Source organism: Hymenobacter nitidus, assembly GCF_020447315.1.
GTDB lineage: Bacteria > Bacteroidota > Bacteroidia > Cytophagales > Hymenobacteraceae > Hymenobacter > Hymenobacter nitidus.
Genome location: NZ_JAJADQ010000001.1, coordinates 671,393 through 693,743 on the forward strand (window position 1 = coordinate 671,393; position 22,351 = coordinate 693,743).

At 62.4% G+C, this 22,351-nt stretch carries 19 protein-coding genes; 8 read left to right on the forward strand and 11 right to left on the reverse strand.

Annotated features, from left to right (window positions below; all coding sequences use genetic code 11):
- Positions 1-233: 233 nt before the first annotated feature.
- Entirely contained in the window at positions 234-1,097 is an 864-nt protein-coding gene (locus tag LGH70_RS02885; protein ID WP_226182501.1) for an SDR family oxidoreductase, read from the reverse strand.
- Positions 1,098-1,551: 454 nt separating this feature from the next.
- Here LGH70_RS02885 and LGH70_RS02890 point away from each other — a divergent pair, with 454 nt between their 5' ends.
- Complete coding sequence (locus LGH70_RS02890) at positions 1,552-3,345, forward strand: DUF5723 family protein (protein ID WP_226182503.1); 1,794 nt, start codon at positions 1,552-1,554, stop codon at positions 3,343-3,345.
- A gap of 28 nt (positions 3,346-3,373) precedes the next feature.
- Here the strand turns inward: LGH70_RS02890 and LGH70_RS02895 are convergent, their stop codons facing one another.
- Both LGH70_RS02895 and LGH70_RS02900 read right to left on the reverse strand, forming a co-directional pair.
- Positions 3,374-4,618: a tetratricopeptide repeat protein gene (locus LGH70_RS02895; protein WP_226182506.1), complete on the reverse strand. Its 1,245-nt coding sequence runs from the start codon at positions 4,616-4,618 to the stop codon at positions 3,374-3,376.
- Positions 4,619-4,922: 304 nt separating this feature from the next.
- Positions 4,923-7,340, reverse strand: coding sequence for an outer membrane beta-barrel family protein (locus tag LGH70_RS02900; RefSeq protein WP_226182508.1), 2,418 nt, complete (start codon positions 7,338-7,340; stop codon positions 4,923-4,925).
- A 226-nt stretch (positions 7,341-7,566) separates the two neighbouring features.
- Between LGH70_RS02900 and LGH70_RS02905 the strand changes: the two genes are divergently transcribed.
- Together LGH70_RS02905 and LGH70_RS02910 are read left to right on the forward strand one after the other, a co-directional pair.
- On the forward strand, positions 7,567-8,664 hold the full coding sequence (locus tag LGH70_RS02905) for a sensor histidine kinase (protein ID WP_226182510.1): 1,098 nt from the start codon (positions 7,567-7,569) through the stop codon (positions 8,662-8,664).
- Positions 8,661-9,365, forward strand: coding sequence for a LytR/AlgR family response regulator transcription factor (locus LGH70_RS02910; RefSeq protein ID WP_226182512.1), 705 nt, complete (start codon positions 8,661-8,663; stop codon positions 9,363-9,365). Before LGH70_RS02905 ends, LGH70_RS02910 begins: the two co-directional genes overlap by 4 nt.
- A 69-nt stretch (positions 9,366-9,434) precedes the next feature.
- On the opposite strand, the gene LGH70_RS02915 is transcribed toward LGH70_RS02910, so the two are convergent.
- Positions 9,435-10,913, reverse strand: coding sequence for a pectate lyase family protein (locus tag LGH70_RS02915; protein WP_226182514.1), 1,479 nt, complete (start codon positions 10,911-10,913; stop codon positions 9,435-9,437).
- A 271-nt stretch (positions 10,914-11,184) separates the two neighbouring features.
- Here LGH70_RS02915 and LGH70_RS02920 point away from each other — a divergent pair, with 271 nt between their 5' ends.
- Positions 11,185-12,513: an alpha/beta hydrolase family protein gene (locus LGH70_RS02920; protein WP_226182516.1), complete on the forward strand. Its 1,329-nt coding sequence runs from the start codon at positions 11,185-11,187 to the stop codon at positions 12,511-12,513.
- 8 nt (positions 12,514-12,521) lie between these two features.
- Here the strand turns inward: LGH70_RS02920 and LGH70_RS02925 are convergent, their stop codons facing one another.
- Entirely contained in the window at positions 12,522-14,522 is a 2,001-nt protein-coding gene (locus LGH70_RS02925; RefSeq protein ID WP_226182518.1) for an amidohydrolase family protein, read from the reverse strand.
- A 157-nt stretch (positions 14,523-14,679) separates the two neighbouring features.
- Positions 14,680-15,342: a T-complex 10 C-terminal domain-containing protein gene (locus LGH70_RS02930; RefSeq protein ID WP_226182520.1), complete on the reverse strand. Its 663-nt coding sequence runs from the start codon at positions 15,340-15,342 to the stop codon at positions 14,680-14,682.
- A gap of 296 nt (positions 15,343-15,638) precedes the next feature.
- Here LGH70_RS02930 and LGH70_RS02935 point away from each other — a divergent pair, with 296 nt between their 5' ends.
- Both LGH70_RS02935 and rlmF read left to right on the forward strand, forming a co-directional pair.
- Positions 15,639-16,130, forward strand: a complete 492-nt coding sequence (locus tag LGH70_RS02935) for a cold-shock protein (RefSeq protein ID WP_226182522.1) — start codon at positions 15,639-15,641, stop codon at positions 16,128-16,130.
- A gap of 90 nt (positions 16,131-16,220) precedes the next feature.
- On the forward strand, positions 16,221-17,195 hold the full coding sequence (rlmF, locus tag LGH70_RS02940; protein ID WP_226182524.1) for a 23S rRNA (adenine(1618)-N(6))-methyltransferase RlmF: 975 nt from the start codon (positions 16,221-16,223) through the stop codon (positions 17,193-17,195).
- 86 nt (positions 17,196-17,281) lie between these two features.
- On the opposite strand, the gene LGH70_RS02945 is transcribed toward rlmF, so the two are convergent.
- The 3 genes from LGH70_RS02945 to LGH70_RS02955 form a co-directional block, all read right to left on the reverse strand.
- Positions 17,282-17,656 carry a hypothetical protein gene (locus LGH70_RS02945; protein ID WP_226182526.1) on the reverse strand — a complete coding sequence of 125 codons (375 nt, stop codon included), beginning with the start codon at positions 17,654-17,656 and terminating at the stop codon, positions 17,282-17,284.
- A gap of 97 nt (positions 17,657-17,753) precedes the next feature.
- Positions 17,754-18,014: a hypothetical protein gene (locus tag LGH70_RS02950; protein ID WP_226182528.1), complete on the reverse strand. Its 261-nt coding sequence runs from the start codon at positions 18,012-18,014 to the stop codon at positions 17,754-17,756.
- Positions 18,015-18,126: 112 nt separating this feature from the next.
- Positions 18,127-18,507 carry a hypothetical protein gene (locus LGH70_RS02955; RefSeq protein ID WP_226182530.1) on the reverse strand — a complete coding sequence of 127 codons (381 nt, stop codon included), beginning with the start codon at positions 18,505-18,507 and terminating at the stop codon, positions 18,127-18,129.
- A gap of 198 nt (positions 18,508-18,705) precedes the next feature.
- On the opposite strand from LGH70_RS02955, the gene LGH70_RS02960 reads away from it, so the two are divergent.
- The gene (locus tag LGH70_RS02960; protein WP_226182532.1) at positions 18,706-19,197 is read left to right on the forward strand and encodes a hypothetical protein; all 492 of its coding nucleotides are present in this window, start codon (positions 18,706-18,708) and stop codon (positions 19,195-19,197) included.
- Between the two features lie 99 nt (positions 19,198-19,296).
- Here the strand turns inward: LGH70_RS02960 and LGH70_RS02965 are convergent, their stop codons facing one another.
- Both LGH70_RS02965 and LGH70_RS02970 read right to left on the reverse strand, forming a co-directional pair.
- Positions 19,297-19,884, reverse strand: coding sequence for a YdeI/OmpD-associated family protein (locus LGH70_RS02965; protein WP_226182534.1), 588 nt, complete (start codon positions 19,882-19,884; stop codon positions 19,297-19,299).
- Positions 19,885-19,916: 32 nt separating this feature from the next.
- A complete protein-coding gene (locus LGH70_RS02970; protein WP_226182535.1) occupies positions 19,917-20,330 on the reverse strand; it encodes a hypothetical protein in 414 nt (137 codons plus the stop codon).
- Positions 20,331-20,479: 149 nt separating this feature from the next.
- On the opposite strand from LGH70_RS02970, the gene LGH70_RS02975 reads away from it, so the two are divergent.
- Positions 20,480-21,901, forward strand: a complete 1,422-nt coding sequence (locus LGH70_RS02975) for a hypothetical protein (protein WP_226182537.1) — start codon at positions 20,480-20,482, stop codon at positions 21,899-21,901.
- Positions 21,902-22,351: the final 450 nt, after the last annotated feature.

Below are 22,351 nucleotides of genomic sequence, written 5' to 3' on the forward strand. Positions count from 1 at the left end.
CCGCGCAGCCGAAGTTTCCCGCAGGCTCCCATTGCCACACTACTTGTCATGGCGGGAGAGATGCCTCGACAAGTGGGCCAAGAATGACGAGTTGCGTGGCAACGTCAGCACGCGAAATGCCGAGCGCTGCTCGACAGGACGTTCTTTTGTCTTGCCTGTATAGCCTTGCTCAAAAAAAAGGAGCCACTGTACTAGGTACAGTGGCTCCTTTCGGTTGTAGCAAGCTACGAACATTAGGTATTCAGCACCTCACCGCCGTTGGGATGCAGGGCCTGCCCGGTGATGTAGGACGCATCGTCGGAGGCCAGAAACACGTAGCACGGGCCCACTTCCGAGGGTTGGCCGGGGCGCTTCATGGTGGTGTCTTTGCCAAAGGAGGCTACTTTCTCGGGTGGAAAAGTAGCCGGAATCAGGGGCGTCCAGATGGGGCCGGGCGCCACGCTGTTCACCCGGATTTTCTTCTCGGCCAGTTGCTGGGCAATGGAGCGGGTGTAGGCCGTAATAGCACCTTTGGTGGAGGTATAATCGACCAGCTGCTGGTTGCCGCGGTAGGCGTTGATGGAGGACGTGTTGATAATCGAGTCGCCTTCCTTGAGGTGGGCCAGGGCCGCCCGCGTGACGCGCACGAAGGAGAAGAAGTTGACCTGGAAGGTATCGAGCCACTGCTGGTCGGGAATTTCCGTCACGTCCTGGCTCACGAACTGCTCGGCGGCGTTATTCACCAGCACGTTCAAACCGCCCAGCTCCTGCACGGTACGCTCTACTATTTCCTGGCAGAAGCTGGCCTCGCGCAGGTCGCCGGGCAGGGTGAGGCAGCGGCGGCCCTCCTGCTCAATCAGCTGGCGCGTGTCGTAGGCATCCTGCTCTTCGTCGGGCAGGTAGGTAATGGCCACATCGGCCCCTTCGCGGGCAAAGTGCACCGCCACCGAGCGGCCGATGCCACTGTCGCCACCCGTGATGAGGGCTACTTTGCCTGCCAGCTTGCCGCTGCCCTTGTAGGTGGCGCGGATATACTCGGGCTGGGGCGTCATTTCGGTTTCGAGGCCCGGCTGCTGGTCTTGCTGCTGGGGAGGCAGGGAGGTTGGTTTGGTTTCCATAGAAGTGCGGGATAAGTCGTGCGTAAGCTCTAAAAAACGCAGACCCACCGGCGGGGTTATAGCCCAGCTGCCAATTTGCCCGCTTCGGACGGGCGCTACAGCGGAATTTAGTAAGCCGTTTCGGGGGCTGCACAATACCTACTTGTAGGTATTGCGGACGGCGCCCCCCGAGTATAATTTTGCATGGAAAACCGCCTGCTACACAGCCGCGCTTCGGGAGCTGGTAGCAGGCTTGCTTTTGGCGGCATTACCAGGGCCTACGCCGGCCCGGCTGCGCCAGCACAAACATTTCATTAACAAGCATCTAGCTCGCTATTTTTGTTTTTTATCCACTAGTGTGCCCGCCAAGGGCTTTGCAGTACCAGTACCCCTGTAGCGGCCGGCTGCAATATTCCTATTTCCGGCGGCTCTCTTTTCCTCGCTCTTACCTCCGAACCTAACGCAACACGACTACATGAATACTTCTCGCCTGGCTGGGCTGCTGCTCACCCTGCTTCCCGGCACGGTGGCCGGCCAACAGCTTTTTAACAGTGCCCGGGGCAACTACTCGGGCCTGGGTGGTGCCTCCTGGAACCCGGCCAACATCGTCGACAACCGCTACTTCTTTCAGCTGCAGCTGGTTAGCTTCGATGTGCACGCCACCAACACGGCCTACCAGTACACCGGCCCCTGGAGCCCCCAGAACAGCAGCGCCGAGCTGGACCTGGACAAGGAATTTCTGACCCGCCGCGCCAGTGACAAGCCCAAGCTACTGAGCACCGGCCTGAACGTGCGCGGTCCGGGCGTGATGGTGCGCATCAGCCCCACCCAGAGCGTGGCCTTCAGCACCCGGGTGCGCGGGGCCCTGCAGGGCAACTCGGTATCGGAAAACCTGATTCAGAACGCCGTGGACGAGTTTAAGGTGAAGGGCCGCTCGGCCGACAACACCTTCAACCTGAACCTGAACGCCTTTGCCCAGTACGACCTGACCTACGGCCGCGTGATTCTGGACAAGAGCCTGCACTTTCTCAAGGCCGGCGTCACGGCCCGGCGCTATATCGGCTTCGGCTCGGGCTACCTGCAAAGCAAGAAGGCCGACTACGAAATCATTGACAAGGCGGCTACCAACGACACCATTGTGCGCATCAACGCCCTGGACGCAGCCTTTGGCTACTCCAACCCCGATGCCTTCGACAACGTGGACGCCAACCAGGCCCTGAAATGGCTGAGCGGCGGCGGCGGGGCCGGCGGCGGCTGGGGCATGGACATCGGGGCGGTGTATGAGTTCCGGCCCGACATGGGCCAGTACCGCTACATCGACAAAAAGGGCGTGGACCGGCTCGACTACTCGCGCAACAAGTACCTGTTCCGGGTGGCTGCCTCCATTACGGACATCGGCTACATCCGCTACAAGGACAACGCCACGGCTTTCAACAACATCAAAACCAACAAAACCGGCGTCAGTGAGTCTGACCTCGACGGTATCGACGAGGACAACTACGAGCAGCGGCTCAACAAGATTCTGCGCACTGATAAGCAACAGCGCGAAAACCAGTTCACGACCGGCGTGCCCACGGCCCTGAACCTGGACGTGGACTACCACGTGTATAAGTGGATTTATGCCAACGCCTCGGTCAGCCAGAGCCTGCGCGGCACCTACGCCATCGGCATGCGTAGCTTCTCGTTTGCCTCCGTCACGCCCCGCATCGAGAGCAAGTGGCTGGAAGTAGCCGCGCCCATCACTCTGATGAACGGCTACCAGACCTTCGCCTACGGCCTGATGCTGCGGCTGGGTCCGCTCACGGTGGGTTCCAACGACCTGTCGGGCTACTTCGATTCGAGCAGTCCCTACGGCTTCAATGGCTATGCCGAGCTGGCCTTTTCCCTGGCCAACGGCGGCAAAAAGAGCAAGCACGGCCCGTCCCGCCTGAAGGACAGCAACAACTCGACACCCAAAGCGTCGAAAGCGCCGAAAGCCTCTAAGGAGGCCAAAACGCCGAAAGCAACGGAAACGCCAGCAGCGCCACAAACGCCCGCACCAACGGAAACGCCAACGGCACCACAAACGCCGGCACCAACGGAAACTCCGGCACCAACAGCAACGCCAACACCAGAAACGCCAGCTGCAACGGAAACTCCGGCCCCACAAATAGCGCCGGAAACCTCAACGCCGGCAGCGCCGGCAGCAGCGGAAACCACGGCGTCGCCCACTGCCACGGAAACGCCAGCCCCACCAACGCCGGCTCCGGCGGAAACTCCGAAGCCCTAAGCAGCAAGGCCGCCCCAGTGGGGCGGCCTTATTTTTTGTGGTTCTTCAGGTAAAGCTTGGCCTCCCGGTACTGGGGCGACTTTTTCTCGGCCTTTTCCACCACCGTGGAGTAGTAGCGGCGGGCGGCCTTCACGTCGTTTTCGTCTTCGGCCAGGCGGCCCAGGTTCACGTTGGCCGACAGGTAAAAGCCGCTGCTGGTGTCGCCGGTCAGCTCCGAAAACACGAGGCAGCGCTGGAAGTAGTCTTTGGCCTTGGTCAGGTCCTTGTAGCTGTTCTGCACGATGGAGCCCAGGAAATAGGTGGCGTAGCGCCCGCTGATGCCCTCGTAGCCGGCGTAGCCCCGGTTGAGCTTGTCCAGAATTTCGCGGCTCACCCGCTCGCACTCTATCATGTCGCCCTGGTGGTAGCAGAGCAGGGCGTAGAAGCGCTGGAAGTAGGCATTGTCGGGGTAATTGTTGGCCAGGTAGCGGGCCACGGGCAGGGCCGCGTCCAGCTTATTTTCCTCCGTGTACAGGATGCGCATCAGGTAAGCCTTGGCTTCCAGACCGGTGTAGAAGCCGTTGCTGGCCACGTTGCGCAGCTGCTGCAAGCCCAGGGCGCGGTTGCCCTTGGGAAAGAGCAGCAGTACGGGCCGCAGCAGCGGGTAATTATCCGAAATCCAGACGGCGTAGTAGTTGAACAGGGCCTGGCCGAGCAGAAACTCGGGGCTCAGGCCGTTGGCTTCCTTGCTTTCCTGCAGGTAGCGCAGGGCTTTGCGGCTGCTGAGCGTGGCGGCCGTCCAGTTTTTGCGCTCGGCGTTCAGCTGGGCATCGAAGCCGTAGGCGGCCGACAGGAAAAAGCAGGCTTCGTAGTTCTTGTTGTCGGCCTCGTAGAGCTTCTCGGCCTTGCGCACGGTGGTATCCATGTAGGCGAAGAGCTGCTTGTCGTACTGCTTGGCCTGTAGGTTGGTGGGCACGATTTTCCACCACTGGCTCAGGCCCATCAGCAGGTAGGGCAAGGGGTGCTCGGGGTAGCGGCGGCGCAGGGAGCGGAATTGCTTTTCGGCCTTGTCGTACTTGAAGTTGTAGAGGTTGTGCATGGCCCCTTCCAGCTCCAGCTGAATGTCCTTGTCGAGCATAAGCCAGCCTTTGCCGTCGCGGGCACCGGGGGCAATGTCCACGTTTTCCAGCTCGATCTTGCGGATGGGCCGGGGCGTTTTGGTGGAATCGGGGCGCTGGGCGGCAACCGGCAGCGAGCAAACAACAAGGCTCAGAATAAGCAGTAACTGCCGCATAAAATCTACTTCGTGGATAAGCTATGCCCCGCAGCCCAACCGTACAATCGGGGCCAGAAGCTCGGCATTCAACAGCAATAACGCGCTAATACCCGCCCGGTTGGCAAGACGCCGGCCGGAGCCCACCAAAATAACGGGTTTCTTCCCAATTGCCTCGCCCGCTCGGCGTAGTCTTTACGCGCCGGAAGACCGATGCTGCAGTAGCATCGGCCTTCTCTAACTACTTCACTTACAATCCGGGCCACCTGTTTTAAGCAGGCGCCACTGCACGAGCAATAGAATAAAACTGCCGGGGGCCAGGGGCTTAGTTGTCCATGCGCGACTTCTCGGCTTCGATGCCGGTGTCGCGGCGCTGGCTGGCTTTCACGGTCTTCTTGCCAAACTTGTAGCTGAAGTTGAGTTTCACGAAGCGGCTTTCCACCTTGTTGTTGTGGCGGGAGTTGAGGCCGCCGGCCAGCACTTCGTAGCGGTTCTGCTGGGTGTTCAGCACGTCCGAGACGTTGAGCGTGAGCGTGCCAGCCTCTTTAAGTACCGTTTTGGAGATGCCGAAGCTGGTGAAGAACTGTGACTGAAAGGCCAGGCCCCCGAAGGTCATCGGCGACATGTACATGCCCGACACTTCGGCTTTCAGGCCCTTGCCCAGCGTCAGGGTGTGGTTGGAGGACAGCATGGCCGAGGGCCGGGCGCTGCCGAGGCCCACGTTGCCGCCGTTGACTTTGGCAAACGAGAAGCCCGCGGTGGTAACGGTCATCCACTTGCCGCCCAGGTAAGGCTTCATCAGCGTCAGGCTACCGTCGAGCGACTCGGCGCTGCGGAAGTTGCGGAAGGAGTTGACTACCACCTGCGTGCCCTCCACTTTCTGGTAGCTGTCGATGAGCACGTCGGTGTGGTGGCCGTAGCTGATGGCCGTGCTCAGCATGTTGTTATAAGAGTGGGTGAATTCGAAGTTGTGGGAGAAGGACGGGCGGATGTTGGGGTTGCCCTGGGTGTAGCGGTACTGGCTGATATAGGTCACGAAGGGGTTCACGATGCCGAACTGAAACCGGTCAATCTTGCGGCGGTAGGCAAAGCCCAGCTGCACCTTCTCCGACTGATTGTACTGGGCCGACAGCGTCGGAAACAGGTTCAGGTAGTGGCGGCGGGTGATTTGGTCCATTGTGAGGGAAGTGCCGGTGGTGTTGGTTTGCTCGGCGCGCAGGCCCACCTGCAGGTCCAGCTTCTGCACCGTGCGCTGGAAGGTGGCGTAGGCCGCGTTGATATTCTCGCGGTAGATGAAGTGGTTGGTCTTGCCTAAATCCGTAGCCCAGTCCTGGCCGGCCGTGGCCTGCTCCCAGCGAATGTCGTTGTCGGTGGTGGTGAAAGTTGTTTTCAGGCCGGCTTCGAGCGTGCCTTTGTAGAGCGGCTGGGAGTAGTCGGCCGAGGCCGACTGCACCGAGTTGCGGGCCGGCGAGTTGTCGCTGCGCAGCTCGGCACCGTCGTTGCCGAACGTGGTGGCGTACTCGTTCCGCCAGTTTTTCTGGTAGCCGAAGTAGTCGGCATTCAGGCGCAGGGTGCGGCCGGTGGTGTCGAGCGTGGTTTTGTAGTACACGTTCACCGACGAATTCAGGAAGCGGGCCTCCCCCACCGTGCGCAGCTCTGACGACTCCAGGGCCGCGCCGTTCGGGCCCGCCAGCAAGGCGCTGTTGCGGCCGTCCCGGTCCCGGTAGTTGAGCATGCCCTTCACCAGTACGCCCACCGAGCTGGTTTTGCTCAGGTCGTAGTCGAGGCCGAGGCGGGCGGAGTTGTTCTGGCTGTGGCGCACTTCGCGGCCGTTTTCGGTAAGGCGGGTTTCGGCGGTAGCGGCCCGCTCCGAGCGGGTGGTGCTGTAGGTCTGGTTTTCGAGCCGGTCGAGGCCGCCGTACACGTTGAGCTTGGCCGTGCGGTGGTTCAGGCTCAGGCCGGCGTTGTAGCGGCCGTACTGCCCGGCGCCGGTGCCCAGCGTGGCGGTGCCGTTGGTGCCCAGCTTGCGGCTTTTGGTGGTAATGATGTTGACCACGGCCCCGCCCTGGGCGTCGTACTTGGCCGAGGGGTTGCTGATGACTTCGACCTTATCCAGGGTGCTGCCGGGCAGGGCGCTGAGCATGTTTTTGAGCTCCTCGCCGCTCAGATTTGTGTATTTGCCGTCGAGCAGCACCACTACCGATTTGCCGCGCAACGAGTAGCCGTTACTCTGCTCCACCACGCCCGGCGCCCGGCCGATAACGTCGTAGGCAGTGCCGCCGGCGGCAATGGGGCTGGCCGCCACGTTGAGCACCAGCTTGCCGGCCTGCTGCTCGATAAAGGCTTTGGTACCCGTCACGGTCACGCCCTTGAGCAGTTTCCGGTCGGCGGCCAGGGCTACGGCGGGGGCGGCATTCGGGCCGGCGGCTACCGTCAGCGGGGCTAGGGCCGAAGTTTTGTAGCCCACGTAGTTTACCAGCAGGGAATAGGAACCGGCAGGCACCGCGTCGAAGCGGAAGGCGCCCTGCTCGTTGGTCATGGTGCTCAGGGCGGCTTTTGCATCAGCGGCGGGCCGCAGAATTACGGTGGCAAAGGCCAGGGGCTGGCGCGAGAGGCTGTCGGCTACCAGGCCGGTAAGCTGGCCGGTGGTGTGGGCGGTGGCGGGGGTGGTTTGGGCCGCAACCAGAGCAGGGGCGGCGGCCAGCGTACCAACGAGAAGCAGGGAGGAGAAGGCGTTTTTCATATCGGAAGTGGAAAGGAAGGGCTGAGGTGAACTCCCGCCGCCAACCGGCTGGGAATGGGACAAAACAACTGCTTCCAATCCGCTTCCATTCGCCATATTCGACCATTTTGGGCCCGGCGCCGACCAATTCCGACCCCGCTTTTTTTAGTCGAAAAAAACACCCCATTGGTCGAAAGTTGGTCCCGGCGGCGCGGCAAGCGGACCGAAAAACCGCCAACTTGCCCCCATGCAACACGACGCTGCCGACCGGCCCAGCCGCTTTCCCCTCATCTTCGAAATCCTGATCTGGGCCTTGTATGTGGGCTTGTATAAGTATGCCCAGTACATGGAGCAGGCCATGAGCTTTCACCGCCTGGCCGGGCACAGCAACTTTCCCTACCCGCAGCTCATGGGCTTTGCCCTGGTGGCCACGCTCTACATCATTCCCTACTACCGGTGGCTGGTGCCGCGGCTGGTGCGGCGGCAGCGCTACGTGCTGCTGGGCCTACTCACGGTGCTCTACCCCTGGTGGGCCATCAAGCTGAACGCGGTGCTGGCCCACGGTCTGTTCCGCTTCTTTGCCGAGCCTCCGGTGCTGGCCGGGTACTACCAGCGCAGATACGCCCTGGACCTGGCCCAGCTGCCCGGCATTGCCAATGGCTACATCAGCCTGCTCTTCACCGATTTGCTGGCCTTTGGCTGCGTGGCCTTCGTGCGGCTGGCCTTCGAGAATGAGTACCGCCGCCGCCACCTGGAAAAAGACCACCTGGCTTTGCAGCTCGACCAGCTCAAAAGCCAGCTCCAGCCCCACTTTCTGTTCAATACGCTCAACAGCATCTACGGCCTAAGCCTGGTGGGCTCGCCCGAAACGCCGCGCTTCATTTTGCTCCTCTCCGAGCTGATGCGCTACGTGCTCTACGACAGCGGCAAGGACTACATTGGTCTGCCCGAGGAAGTCACGTTTCTGGAAAACTACTTCGAAATGGAGCAGCGCAAATACCCCGGCGCCAGCATCCGCTTCGCGGCCCACGAGCTACCCGAGGGCCTGCAAGTGCCGCCGCTACTGCTCCTGCCCCTGGTCGAAAACAGCTTCAAGCACGGCCGCCACCATTTTTCGGATGCCGCCATGGTACAGGCCACCCTCTCGGCCCGGCCCGGGCAGCTCCACTTTGTGATTGAAAACGACATGCTGCCCGCCCCGCCCCCGGCCTCGCCCCGGCGCAGCGGTGGCATCGGCCTAGTCAACATCCGCCAGCGCCTGAACCTGTATTACCCCGCTGCCCACGAGCTGCAAGTAACCGAACACGACGGCCGCTACCGCGCCGAACTCACCCTCTCGCTATGACCAACACGTCCGCCCCCGTCCGCTGCCTGATTGTGGACGACGAGCCCCTGGCCCACCAGGTACTCACCCAGTTTATCGGCCAGACGCCCGGCCTTACGCTCAGCGGCCAGTGCCGCAACGCCATGGAAGCCCACGACCACCTGCTCCAGCACCCCGTGGATTTGCTGTTTCTCGACATCGAAATGCCGCTGATTACGGGCCTGCACTTCCTCAAAACGATGAAGAATCCGCCCAAAACGGTGCTTACCACGGCCTACCGCGAATACGCCTACGAGGGCTACGAGCTGGATATTCTCGACTACCTGCTCAAGCCCTTCAGCTACGAGCGGTTCATGAAGGCTATTTCCCGCTTGCCCGCCGTGCAGCCCGCCCCCGCCGCCGACACCGACGAGGAGAAATTTCTGCTGGTAAAGGAGCGCCAGGGTTTGCTCAAAGTCAGCCACCGCGAAATCGTGTACGTGGAGGGCTGCAAGGACTACGTGAAGATCGTGACGGGCAGCAAAACCTACCTGCTGCACCAGACCATGAAGGAAATGGTCGAAACCCTGGGCGCGGCGTTTCTGCGGGTACACCGCTCCTTTATTGTGGCCGTGGCCCACATCAAGCTGCTGCAGCCCGAAAACGTGATTCTCAACGACGGCACCTACATTCCCATCGGCAACTCCCACAAAGCCGAGCTGCTAGCCTTTTTCAGGAAGTAAGGCGGCCATATGCTGCCTGTCATCCTGAGGGTGCGAAGGATGACAGGCAGCATATGGCCGCCTTGAGCCTCACTTGCCCACCAAGCTGTTCAGATATACTTCCAGCATAGTGTAGCCATCAGACCCGATTCTATTCCGGTCAGCGGCATCCTTGGGGTTGAGCTTCTGCCGGGTTTCCCAGGCGTCGGGCATGCCGTCGTGGTCGGTATCGGGCGGGGCGGGCTGGGTTTTCAGCTCGGGCCAGGCGCGCTGCGAGACGCTATAGGGCGTGCCGTGGGCGTAGCCGCCCTGCACGTCGATGAGGCGGCCGGTGCGGCGGCGCACGTCGCGCACGATGCGCTGGTCGAGCGTGTCGCGCTCCGGCCGAATGGCGCCGGCACCGGCCAGCACCGCTTCGTAGGCGGCTTCCGCGGTGTGGGTCGTGACGGGGCCCAGGTCGAAGGGCGCGGGAGCCTGGGCCAGCGCGGTGTCGGCGACGGTGCCGTTGTTCATCGTCACGCCCCGCCAGTTGTGGCGCGTCACCTCGGCGCTGGCGTCGGAGTAGTTGCCGCGCAGGTAGAACTTGCCGTAGGGCAGCAGGTTCTTGCCTTCCGTAATCCGGTAGGGGTTCAGGACCCGCGCTTTCACGCTTTCTTTGGTGCTGGGGCCGTATTTATAGTAGTTGTTCACCACGTTATAGTTGCCGCCCTCGCCGGCATACACGTTGTTTTCGCCCCAGTTGTAGATGACGTTGTTGCGGAAATCGACGTTTTCGTAGCCCGCCGCGTGGGTGTAACGGCTGCCGTTGAAGCGCGGCGTGCGGTTGTTGCAGTGGGCAAACAGGTTGTGGTGCATCGTGGCGTGCTGTCCGCCCCAGATACCGCCGAAGCCGTGGCGCTCGAAGTCCTTGTCGCCCTTCTCGAAGTGGTAGGAGTAGTTCAGCGGCTCACTAATCAGGTTCCACTGTAAGGTCGTGCTGTCGCCCTCGTATACCGAGAAGGCCTCGTCGGTGCTCCAGCTCATCGAGCAATGGTCGATGATGATGTGCTTCTGGCGCATGCCGCCCCCGAAGGCATCGTCGCCCCCGGCCCCCGGCACGAAGCCCTGATTCTGGTTTTTGTCGCCCATGCGGAAGCGCACGAAGCGCACGATGACGTTGCTGGCCTTGATGCTCACCGGGTAATCGGCCAGGCAGATGCCCCCGCCCGGGGCCGTCTGGCCCGCCAGGGTAGTATTGCTGTTCTCCAGCACCAGCGGGGAAGTCAGGTGAATGGTGCCCGACACCCGGAACACGATGGTGCGGGCCGCGGCCGGCTGGCGCAGGGCGTAGCGCAGGCTGCCCGGCTTAGTATCGTCGCTCAGGCTCGTGACTTCAAACACCGTGGTCGGCTGCTTGGCGGTGCCCCGGCCGCCACTGGTAAAGCGCCCCGCTCCTTCCGCGCCCGGAAAGGCCAGCTGCTGCGCCCGGCTGGAAACCGGCCCGGCCAGCAGGGCCGCCAAGGCCAGAAGCGGGGCTTTGCGAGAAGAAAAAAAGCGGCTGGAGCGGCCGGAGCGAACGAATGGGAACATAACTCGGGGGGTGTAGCGCAGAACCGCAAACCGGCTTCACACGGGGGAGTAAGCCCTCCGAAAACAGCTACGGCAACCTGATATTACCGAATTGCCGAGGCGGCCCGAAGCGTTGGCGCCTATTTCTTTATGCAATCGATGTCGGCAACGTTGCCGATGGTCCGAGCCCCGGGAATGCCTCACATGATTGGGTGAGCGGTGCAACCGGCCCCGGCTATATTTCTCTTTTGGGATGTAACGCTACCGTCTACCCCCGTCCTTCCTCCCGACCATGAAAATCCGGCTTCTCTTCCTGCTGCTCTTTTCGCTGGCACTCCACTCCCTGCAGGCCCAGGAGCTGCCGCGCCGCGTATTCGTCGGCATCGAGCTACAGGGTATCAACGACAGTATTCAGCAGCGCTACCGGCTGCCCAACAAGAACGGCATTCTGGTGCGCGGCGTGCGGCCCGGCTCGTCGGCGCAGGCGGCCGGACTGCAGGCCAGTGACGTGATTCTGAAAATGGGCCCTACCGAAGTGGGGGCCAACGTGGGCGAATTCGTGGGCCAGCTGCGCCAGTATAAAGTCGGCGACAAAGCGCCGTTCGTGGTGCTGCGCAACGGCCGCCAAGTACGCCGGCAGGTCACATTTATGGCTTTTCCGAAGGAAACCAGCCCGTTCTACGAGGTGCAGTACGCCAGCGTCAGCCACGGCCCCAACCGGTTGCGCACCATCATTACCCGGCCCAAAACGGCTAAAGCCCAGGTGCCGATGGTGCTGTTTGTGCAGGGCGTGGGCTGCTTTTCGGTGGATAACCCACTCGACCGCGCCGACGTCACCAACCGCATCATCGACTCTTTGTCGCGCCACGGCTACGCCACCATGCGCATCGATAAAACCGGCATGGGCGACAGCCAAGGCACGCCCTGTGCCGAGTCGGACTTCTGGATGGAGGCCGGCGGCTACAAGGCCGGGCTGGCCGCCATCCGGCAGCTACCCTTCGTCGACCAGCAGAATATCTTCATTACCGGCTTCAGCATCGGCGGCATTATGGCCCCGGTGGTGGCCCAGGGCGAGGCGGTAAAGGGAATAGTGGTCTACGGCACGGCCAGCCGCAACTTCATCGAGTACCAGCTCTACAATGCCCGCCGCCAGGCCGAATTGCGCCAGATGCCCTACGACTCCATCAGCCGCCGCCAGCAAGTGCTGGCTGCGGCCCTGCACCTGCTGCTCACCGAAAAGCAGACACCCGCCCAGGTGCTGGCCCGCTACCCGCAGGCCCGGGAGCTGATCGACTTTCCGCAGAGCTACCGCTACATGCAGCAGTGGGAAGAAACCAACCTGGCTGCCGCCTGGAAAAGCCTCAACACCCGGGTGCTGGCCCTGCGCGGCGCCGCCGACTACATCTCCTACGACGAAGACCACCAGCTTATTGCGGGCATCGTGAACCGGGAGCACCCCGGCCAGGCCCGCTTTGAGGTGCTGCCCGAGGTCGACCATTTTTTCACCAAGGCCCGCACGCCCCAGGAAAGCCTGCAGCTTAGCGACGTGCCCAACCCGGAGAAAAACTTCGAGTTTATGCGCGTGATTCTGCGCTGGCTCGACGAGCAGCAGAAGGCCTAGCCCGCGGCTTACTTCTGGTAGCCGGCCAGGGCGCGCATGGCGGCCGGGTCGTAGGGCTGGCCGTCTTTCACCACCAGCTTCACCCGGCGCAGGACCTGAATCTGCTCCAGCGGGTTGCCCTCCACCAAAAGCAAATCAGCCTGCTTGCCCACTTCGATGGAGCCGCTCTGCTTGTCCAGGCTCATCACGCGGGCCGGGGTGATGGTGGCGGTTTGCAGGGCCTGAAGGGGCGTGAGGCCGGCCTGCACGTACAGCTCCAGCTCCCGGTTGAGGCTGGTGCCGGGGAAGCCCATGTCGGTGCCGGCCACGATGGTGATGCCCTGGTCGTGCAGCTGCTTTACCAGCTGCATGATGCTGTTTGTAATGGGCTTGGCGGCGGCCGCCCGCTTAGGCTCGGAGCCCATACTGGCAAACAACGTCTGCAAGGGCTGGGGCAGTTTATCGAAGGCGGGTTCCAGGGCCGTAATGTCGTCGGCGGTCGAGCGGAACATCAACTCGTAGACGCCCAGTGTAGGGTCGACCATGGTTTTGTGCTTTTTCAAAAACTGAAACGCCCGCACGCTCATCGTGTCCTGGAAGTCGAAGGTGAAGTTCGGGTTACGCTTCATCATTTCGGCCACGTAGGTAATATGGTTTACCTGGTCCATGCCCGCATTCACCCCCTGATACAGGTTCATGCCGGTAGGAATGTGGCCCGTGACGGTCAGGCCCAGGCGGTGGGCCTCGGTGCAGATGGCCTTCACGATTTCAGGCTTCAGGGAGCTGTAGAGCTTGATTTGGGCAAAGCCGCTGTCTTTGTAGCGCTGCACTGCCCGCACGGCCTCAGCCGGGGTGTTGGCCTGCACAACGCCCAACGCCCGCGGACCGCCCCCATCAATGAGGCCGGCCTTGAGAATGCGCGGCCCCACGCCCCGGCGGCTGTCGATGGCCTGCTGAATGGCGTTGATGTAGCTGAACTCGTTGCCGCAGTCGCGCACCGTCGTCACGCCGGCCGCCAGGTAAGCGGGGCCCCACTCGGCCTGCTGAAAGTGGGCGTGCATATCCCACAGGCCCGGCACTATGGTTTGGCCGGCAGCCGGAATGACCTCCGCTTTGCGTGGCACTTTCACTTTGCCCACCGGCCCGACTTTGCTGATTTTACCGTTCTCAATCAGCACCACCTGGTTGGGCAGCAGATGGCCGTTCACCACATCGAGCACCGCGCCGCCGGTAATGGCCAGCACCGATTTGGCCTTGGCTTTAGTGCTGTTCGGGGCGGCTGTGGCCGTAAACAGGCGCATGCCGTGGGTGGCGGCCCGCCCGATGAGCGTGGGCAGCAGGCTTTCGTAGGGCTGCCACATCATCTCCAGCTTATCACCCTCGGCGTCGTTGGTAATGATGCATATCAGGCGGCCCTGCTGGTCGGTCCAGAGCAGCTCGTTGCCCCACACCAGGCCCTTGATGACGTAGCGTTCCAGCACCAACGGCTTGTTCTGAAACGTGAGCGTGTCCTGCCCGTCGCGGCTGATCTGGACCGCGCCGGCGGGCAGGGTGGCAATGCTGGCGGGGCGGCTGTGCTGCTCCCAGTAGCGCAGCAGCAGCAACTGGCCGGTGCCCGGCGCGTAGCCCGCCACCGGGAAACTCAGCGGCGCCACGGCCTGAGTGCTCACCTTGCCATCGACGCGGATGTGCGCCTGTCCGCCGCGAATCTCAATCGAGTCGTTGATGCTCGACAGGCGCGAGGTTTTGCCCTTCACCACCAGGCGCAGCGGCTCGTAGGCCGGCGTCACGCTGATGCTGGCCTTCAGCGGCACCGGCGAGCCACGGTCTACGAAGCGGAAGTCCACGGTGTAGGTCAGGGCCTGGGCCGTGCGCGTGAGGCGGTAGGTTTCCTTGCCGATGGGCTGCTCGAACTTGTGCAGCACGAAGGTGCCGCTGTCGGCAGGCTGGGCCGGGGTTTGGGCGGGAGCTTGGGCCAGGCTCGGGCCCGCGGCGGCACTCAGGGCCAGCAGCAACGGATAAGACTTCATCGGAATAGGGCGTGATACCAGCTAAGACCGGCAAAAGGCCGGGTCGGCAATATTATCAACTTCCTATGGATGACGGGCCCAGGCAGGCTACGAAACGCAAAAAAGCCCTTACCAAACAGGTAAGGGCTTTCTTAGCTCAATCAGTTACAGGCCTCGGTTACTTGATTTTCACCTCGCCGTCGTCGGCGTCGCGCTTCACTTTCGTGCCGTTGCGGTACTCCACTTTCGTGTCGCCGTCGGCATCAATTTTCACGGTCTTGCCATTCGAGTACTTAATCTTGGTTTCACCGTTCTTGTCCTTATCGTACTCCACGATGCGCGGGCCGCGGCGGGCGGGGCGGGCGGCAGGGGCCGATGTGGTCGTCGTAGTAGTAGTTTCTTCGGTGGTCGTTACCACTGTGGCATCGTCGTAGCCGTAGTAGCGGCCCCGGTTGCTCTGGTAGGTGTTGTAGCGGGCGTCGTCGTTGAACACGGTTTTGATGTCGTTGTCCGTGTCATTATCTACCTGGCGCATGGCGGCGTACTGGCCGGTCGTGTCGCTGATGTAGCGCGACTTCACCTCGCCCAGGCGCTGAGCCCGGGTGTAGTAGACGCGGCGCACCTGGCGCACCTGGGCCGTATCGGTTATGCCCAGGTCGGTGGCAACCATGTCGGCGGTGCGGTTGCCTTCTTCCTGGTAAATCACGTCGTTATCGGCTACCACGGCCGTGTCGGCCGAGGGCGTCTGGGCCGCGTCTACTGCGGCCGCCTTGTCGCGGTTGCAGGACGAGCCCAGGGTGAGGGCAGCGGCACAGGAGAGTGCAAGCAGGGTATTTTTCATATTCAGGGCAATGGGTGAGAAAAGCGGCCGGCGCTATATAGGCCGGCTTTGGGCGCTGTACGGAGGAGCCTGGGACAGGGTTGAGCGGGCCGGAAAATCTCATTTGCAGCCCCTTGGCGCATTCTTACAAAATGAGTGTACTTTTTTGATAAAAATTCCGTAACATTTGTTGGCGCTAGGGCCCGGAGCCTGAACTTTCGAGAAACTATATCTGTAGTATAGTATATTCGTCAGCTCTCCGGCGCCAGTGCTTACCTTCACCCGAAGTAGCGCCTTAACAATAAACCAAGAACACCATGGGGAAATCCCAAGCATCCTTTGGCAAAAAGGAAAACGAAAAAAAACGCCTAAAAAAGAAAAACGATAAGGCGGACCGCAAGGAGGAACGTCAGGCTAGCGCCAAGAAGGGCCAGAGCCTGGACGAAATGATGGCTTATGTCGATGAGTTCGGCAACATCTCGACCACCCCGCCGGACCCCAACAAGAAGAAAGTGGAAATCAAGGTGGAGGATATCCGCATTGCCGTTTCCAAGCAGGAAGATATGGAGCAGCCCGACCCGATCCGCAAGGGCACGGTGGCTTTCTTCAACGAGTCGAAGGGCTATGGTTTCATCAAGGACCACGAAACCCAGGAAAGCATTTTTGTGCACGCCAATGGCCTGCTCAATCCTATCAAGGAAAACGACAAGGTGACGTTTGAGGTGGAAATGGGGCAGAAAGGCCCCACGGCCGTTTCGGTGAAAATGGCCCCCAAGCCTACGCCCGACGCCCCCGCCCCGGCCCTGTAGCCCACGGCTGCTCAACCATAGATATGCGAAGAGGCTGAAGCTCCCTGCTTCAGCCTCTTTATTTTTGCCCCTCTTCCGTTTCCGCTTCCCATGATTCCACAGTCCTCCCCCGAGCCGTCGGCCGAAAAGGCCAGCCTGCACCCGCGCAACCGCCACCAGGGCCGCTACGATTTTGCGGCGTTGGTCAAAACCAGCCCCGAGCTGGCGCCTTTCGTGGCGCCTCTTACGCACGAAGGCGGCGAGTCCTCGATTGACTTTGCCAACCCGGCCGCGGTAAAAGCCCTGAACCAGGCCCTGCTGAAGCATTTCTACCACATTCAGCGCTGGGATATTCCGGCTGGCTACCTCGCCCCGCCCATCCCGGGCCGCGCCGACTACGTGCACTACCTGGCCGACCTGCTGGCCGAAACCAACGGCGGCGTGGTGCCGACCGGTAAGCGCGTGCGGGTGCTCGATGTGGGCGTGGGCGCCAACTGCATCTACCCCATTATCGGGCACCGCGAGTACGGTTGGCGCTTTGTGGGCTCCGACGTCGACCCGGTGGCTGTGCGCGTGGCCAAGCAGATTGTGGCCGGCAACCCCGGCCTGTCGGGCGCCATTGATATTCGCCTGCAGCCCACCTCGCTCGATATTTTCAGCGGCATCGTCAAGTCCAGTGAGCTGTTCGATCTGACCATGTGCAATCCACCCTTCCATGCCTCGGCGGCCGAAGCGGAGGCCGCCAACCGGCGCAAAACCCAGAACCTGGGCACCGGCAAGGCCGCACCCAACTTCGGGGGGCAGTCGAACGAGCTGTGGTACGAAGGCGGCGAGGCTACTTTCACCTGGCGCATGGCCGAGGAAAGCGCCCTGCAACGCCACAACGGGCTGTGGTTTTCGACGCTCATTTCCAAGAAGGAAACCCTGCCCGGCCTCTACAAAACCCTGCAGAAGCGCGGCGCCGTGGACGTGCGCACTATCGGCATGAGCCAGGGCCAGAAAGTAAGCCGCCTCGTCGCCTGGACCTTCCTCGACGCCGAGCAGCGCGAGCAGTGGCGCCAGAAGCGCTGGCCCGCCGCCAGCTAATAAGATCTGCATAAGTCACCCAATAAAACAGCCGCCGCTTTCCGGGAGAAGCGGCGGCTGTTCTGTGTGCGGAGCTGGCGTATTTCCTAGTGACTCTTGCGGCTTTTGCGGCGCGGCGTCTGGGCTACGGCCGCTTTGGTAGCGGCTGCTCCGGGCGCTGCCTCCGAATCGGCAGCGGGGGGCTCGTTTAGGGTTGCCAGGTGAGCTTCGGCCGCCTGGGCGTCGGGGGTAACAGCAGCAGCGGCAGCGGCTTGCTTTTTGGCCCAGTACGTCAGGCCGGCGGCCAGCAGGGCAATGCCGCCCACCACTTTCTGACCAGTCGTCAGGCGGGTGGCCGACCGGGTGACTTTGCGAAACTTTTTGAGCGAGGTAGCGGCATTATCGAGCAAATCGGGCTGCTTACGGGCTTTCTTCTCTTTCTTTTTGCCCTTTGCTTTGCCGGGGTCTTTGTCTTTGGCCATAACGGGTGGGGATAAAGGAAGAACCATGCGTGTGCGCTTGCTGGCCCAACCACGGGCACTACCGGAGCAGCGCACGGGCCGGGCGAGTAGCAAGGGCTTAGAGGGTCGCTCCTTCCACGCCGGGCAGGCTCTCCCCAGTGTTGGCGTCCGTATCGTTGGCCGGTGGCACTGCCGGCGTGCTGCTGCGGCGGTTTGCCAGGTAGCTCAGGCCGCCGAGCAGCAACGCGCCGCCCACTACTTTCTGGGTGGTGCTCAGCTTGCTCAGGCCGCTGCCCTTGCCTATTTTCTTGAGCGACTTGGCCGCCCCACTCAGCAGGGACTTCTTCTTGGCGGGCTTGGTTTTCTTGGTCTTTTTCATGGCTTTCGGGGTAAGGGTAGAAAGGGAAGTAGCAGAGCCGGTGAGCACTGCGTAGAGCTATATCCGCAATTCGGGAGGGTAGGGTTGCCGGGGCCAAGCTCACCGGCGGGCTTTACTCGTCCTCATCGGGAGCGGCAGCGGGCGGGCGGTGTGCTTTGCTGCGCTTGGGCCCTTTGCGGCTTTTACGAGCCGCCGCGGGCCGCTCCGACTCGTCGTCGCCCGCATCTTCAGGGGTAGCCTCGGCTTTGGCGGCGCCGGGCAGCAGGGCACGCAGCCCGGGCAATTGCGAATCCAGCCAATCGGCGCTTAGCTTGTCGAGGTAGAAATAGCCTGCGGCGGCCAGAATAGCGCCCCCCACCAGCTTCTGGCCAGTACTCAGCTTGGCTATTTCATTGGTCACCTTGCGGTACTTGCGGATGGCAAGAGCCGCCGCATCGAGAACATCGTCCGATACCTGGTCCTTCTTCGAGTGCTTCTTTTTGTGCTTGCCCATAACAATGCAGAGTAGAGCGCATCGGCAGCCCCGCCTCAAACCCGGCTGGTGCCTACACCGCTGCTACGGTATTCGCAGGGCCGGCCCCGAAGGTTTCCGGCCCAGGCCGCTTCCCTACTTCTCTTCTACACCTCGCCGCCCGCGGATAGGAAGTAACAACCGGACCATTCTATCTTCACGGCCCACTTATACCACCCTATGCAAACACGTACTACCCTACTAGCCTCCCTGCTGTACTTATCCGTGGCGACGCTGGCGCTAACGACCGGATGCGGCGACAAAAAAGACGACCCCAAAGCCGCCAAGAAAAAGGTCAACCTTTTCTACAGCGCCTATGGGCTGGCAACGCCCGACGACGAGAAGATTGATGTTGGCGGCTACATCACCATTCGGCAGACGCCCGCTGGGGGTGCTACCGTCACCTCCACCGAAACGTTCTCGACCGGCTGGAATGCTTCGGCCTTTGCCCAACGCCCCTTGGATGTCATCGGTCGGCCCGGCGACAAAATATCGGTCACGATGGGCTGCTCGAAAGTGCGCAGCAACAACACCATCCGGCTGAGCAGCTCGGCCCTCATCGAAACGTCTATCGAAGTCGATGACGAGGAGGTAAAAACCGCCGTGTTCAACAGCAAAACGCCCTTCCAGGCCGACGGCCAGCAAGCTACCACAATGGAATTTACGCTGTAGGCACTGCGGCGGGTGTGTGCTGTCCTGGCTCCGACGACAAGCGGCTGAAGCTCTCCGGGCTTCAGCCGCTTACTATTTCCAGGCCCGGCTGCTTCCACCTTATTCCCGGTTGAAGTTGGCGCGCTTGTTCAGGGCGGCCAGGCGCACGGTTTCGGCCACGCGCCGGGCGCGGGTTTCGGGGCGCTTGGCGGCCAGCACCCAGCTCAGCAGCATCTTGCGCGACGAAGGCGAAAAGGCGCTGAAGTGCTGCGCGGCCAAAGGCTCGGCGGCCAGGGCCGCGGCCAGATCGGGCGGCACCAGGCCGGCTTCGGCCGCGTCGAGGCTTTCCCAGGAGCCGTTGAGCTTGGCCTTGGCAATGGCTGCCAGGCCGGACGGCTCCAGCAGGCCCGCGGCTTCGAGGCGCACCAGGCGCTCCTTGTTTACCTTGCTCCACCCGCTTTTGGGCTTGCGCGGCGTAAACAGCAGCTGGGTGCGGTCGGCATCGAGCTTGCGGGGCAGCGAGTCGATCCAGCCGAAGCACAGGGCCTCCTCCACGGCCTCGGCATAGCCCACGCGCGACTGGCCACTTTCCTTTTTGAAGTAGGTAAACCACACACCGGGGCTGCTGGCGTGGTTTTCGGCCAGCCACTGCCGCCATTCGGCGCGGGTGGCAGGGTGCACCTGGGCGTAGGTATCGGGACGAGCCATAGCCGGAAGATACGCAACCGCAGCAGCGGAGCCTAGCGCCGCCGACGCCGCCGCAGCCACAGCGCCAGCCCGAGGGCCGCCAGTGCCCAGGCCACCGAACCGGCCAGCCCCGCGAGCAGCAGCGGCGTCGGGGTCCCGAACTCATAGAGCATCTGGCGGGTGCGCAAAAAGCGCACGGCAATGGCCAGGAAGTAGAACGACCAGTAGTGGATGTAGCCGTACAGGGCCAGGCACAGCCCGCAAAGAGCTGCCAGCACGGCCTGGCGCCGGATCAGCACGGCCGCCAAACCCAGCAGCACAGCGTAGAGCCCGGCCCCGATAAGCAAGCCACCCAGGCCCCCAGCCAGCAGAAAAGATGCCTTCTCGTCCTTCTCACCGGCCCAGGCCGGCAGCGGCAAGCTCAGGCACAGGCCAGCCAGTAGCCGGATGCGGAGCAATTGTTTCATGCGGGTATACTGCCTAGGCCAACCACTCACGGCTGGCTGGCTTTACAGGAGGCTAACGAATAAAATAGTTGCCGGGCGGCAGCGGCCATTCTGTATTTTTGAGGTTCTGTTTTTTGGCCTTTACCGGCCACCGGCTTTACCTCTTCTCTATGCCCTTTTCTTTACGCAACACCTTTGCGCTGCTTACGGTACTGGCGGGCTTTATGGCCCGCCCCGGCCAGGCCCAGCACGTCACCATCGACAGCATCAAGCTGGCCCAGACCGGCGGACTGTACCTGCCCAGCGCCCACCGGGCCATGATGTTTTCCCTGGAGCCCGGGCCCGCCGACGTCACCTACTTCCGGCAGTACGTGTTTAGCCCCAGCCTGGGTCGGCATCGGCGCCAGAGCCTGCGCCTGCCGGGCCGCTACGTGCTGAGCAACAGCGCCAGCAGCCGCCAGCACGTGCTCTACCAGCTGCACAAGCGCGGCACCGATACCCTGGTTACCGTGGTGCTCGACACTCTGGGCCAAGTAGTGCAGCTGCAGCGCGAAAAAGCCAGGAAAGTGCGCTGGCAGGAGCTGAGCGGGAGCGTCGCGCCCCAGACCGACGGCTTTCTGCTGGTCGAGCCGGTGCGCCGCGAGCTGGTCGTGCGCTTCCTCAACCCCCAGCTGCAGGTGCAGTGGCAGCATCGCTTTGCCTCGGCCGTGGGCTCGGTGGAGGTAGAACAGGCCGCCGTCGACAGCACCCACGCCTGGCTGCTGGTCACGACCAATGCCACCAGCCGCCTGGCCGTGACGACGGCCTACGCCATGGAGCTGAGCACGGGCAAGGTATTGTGCCGGCTGCCCCTCGACCACAACGGGGAGCGGCGCGTGCCGGGCGTGAGCGTAATGGGCCCGGGCCACAGCCTGGTGCTGGCCGGCTATTCTTACCCCAACAACCGCCCCAGCCGCACCAGCACCGGCAGCCTGTTCAGCACCCGCCTGCACCCCGACAGCACCCGCACCGATGAGCGCCTGGTGGGCCTCTCGGCCGAAGCGCGGCTGCTCACGGCCCAGGGCCGCAAGGTGCTGTGGCGGGCCCTGCGCCCCGAAGCCGACGGCAGCATGCGCCTCATCGGCGAAACCTACACCAGCACCTCGCTGGGCGGCCACATGGCCATCGGCATCGTTACGGGCATCGCCACGCTGGGCATCGTGCGTGTGAGCACCACCACGCTGCGCCCCCGCGACGTGGTATCGTTGCGCCTCAACCCGGCCGGCCAGCTCGACCAGGTGCAGGTATTGCCCCTGCCCGATGGGGGCTCGTTCACGGTAGGCGGCTACCTGCAGGCCCGGCGCATGGCCCAGCAGGCCGCCCAGGCCGGCGTGTTCCGGCTGCGCGGCTTCTCCGCCGACAGCAACCGTATCGTGCTGCGCACGGAGCGCCGCATCCTCACTCTGGACCTGCATTCGGGCCAGCCCGTCACGGTGCAGCAGACTCCTCCCACCGGCTATTTCGATATTTGGTTTGTCGAGCCCCAGCACCTGCTGCTGTACCATGAGCAGCGCAGCCCCCAGCGCATCGGCCTGGAGCGCATAGCGTATTAGCCCCACCAAGGCTACCTTCTTATTTCGCCTGTCATCCTTAATCTGACGTCCGCCTGCAAGGACCTTATAACAGCTGAACGATTACCGTAACCGCGACTTGTTCCTGTCTTATAAGGTCCTTCACAAAGCCCAGGATGACAGCTAGTTTGGCAACAGCAGCCCGCAAGATGTCTCCGACTGGTCGACATGACGTTCTTTGTTAAGGCAGTAGCTTATTACCCATCGGTCTGGCATCTTCCTGCCCAGCCTCCAACGCCGCCGCGGCCGGACCTTCCATTAGGCCCGGCCGCTTTGACTTAGGGGCTACCAGGTGGCAAGCCAGGCTGATGCCACAGGCGGCAGCGCCTGCCGCTCATGCCCCGGCTGAGCCGCTGTTTTTGCCGCAAAGCACCCGCCTTATGTCGCAATCGGCCACCCGGAAGGGCCCCGCTGACCGCTATTTTTACTCTG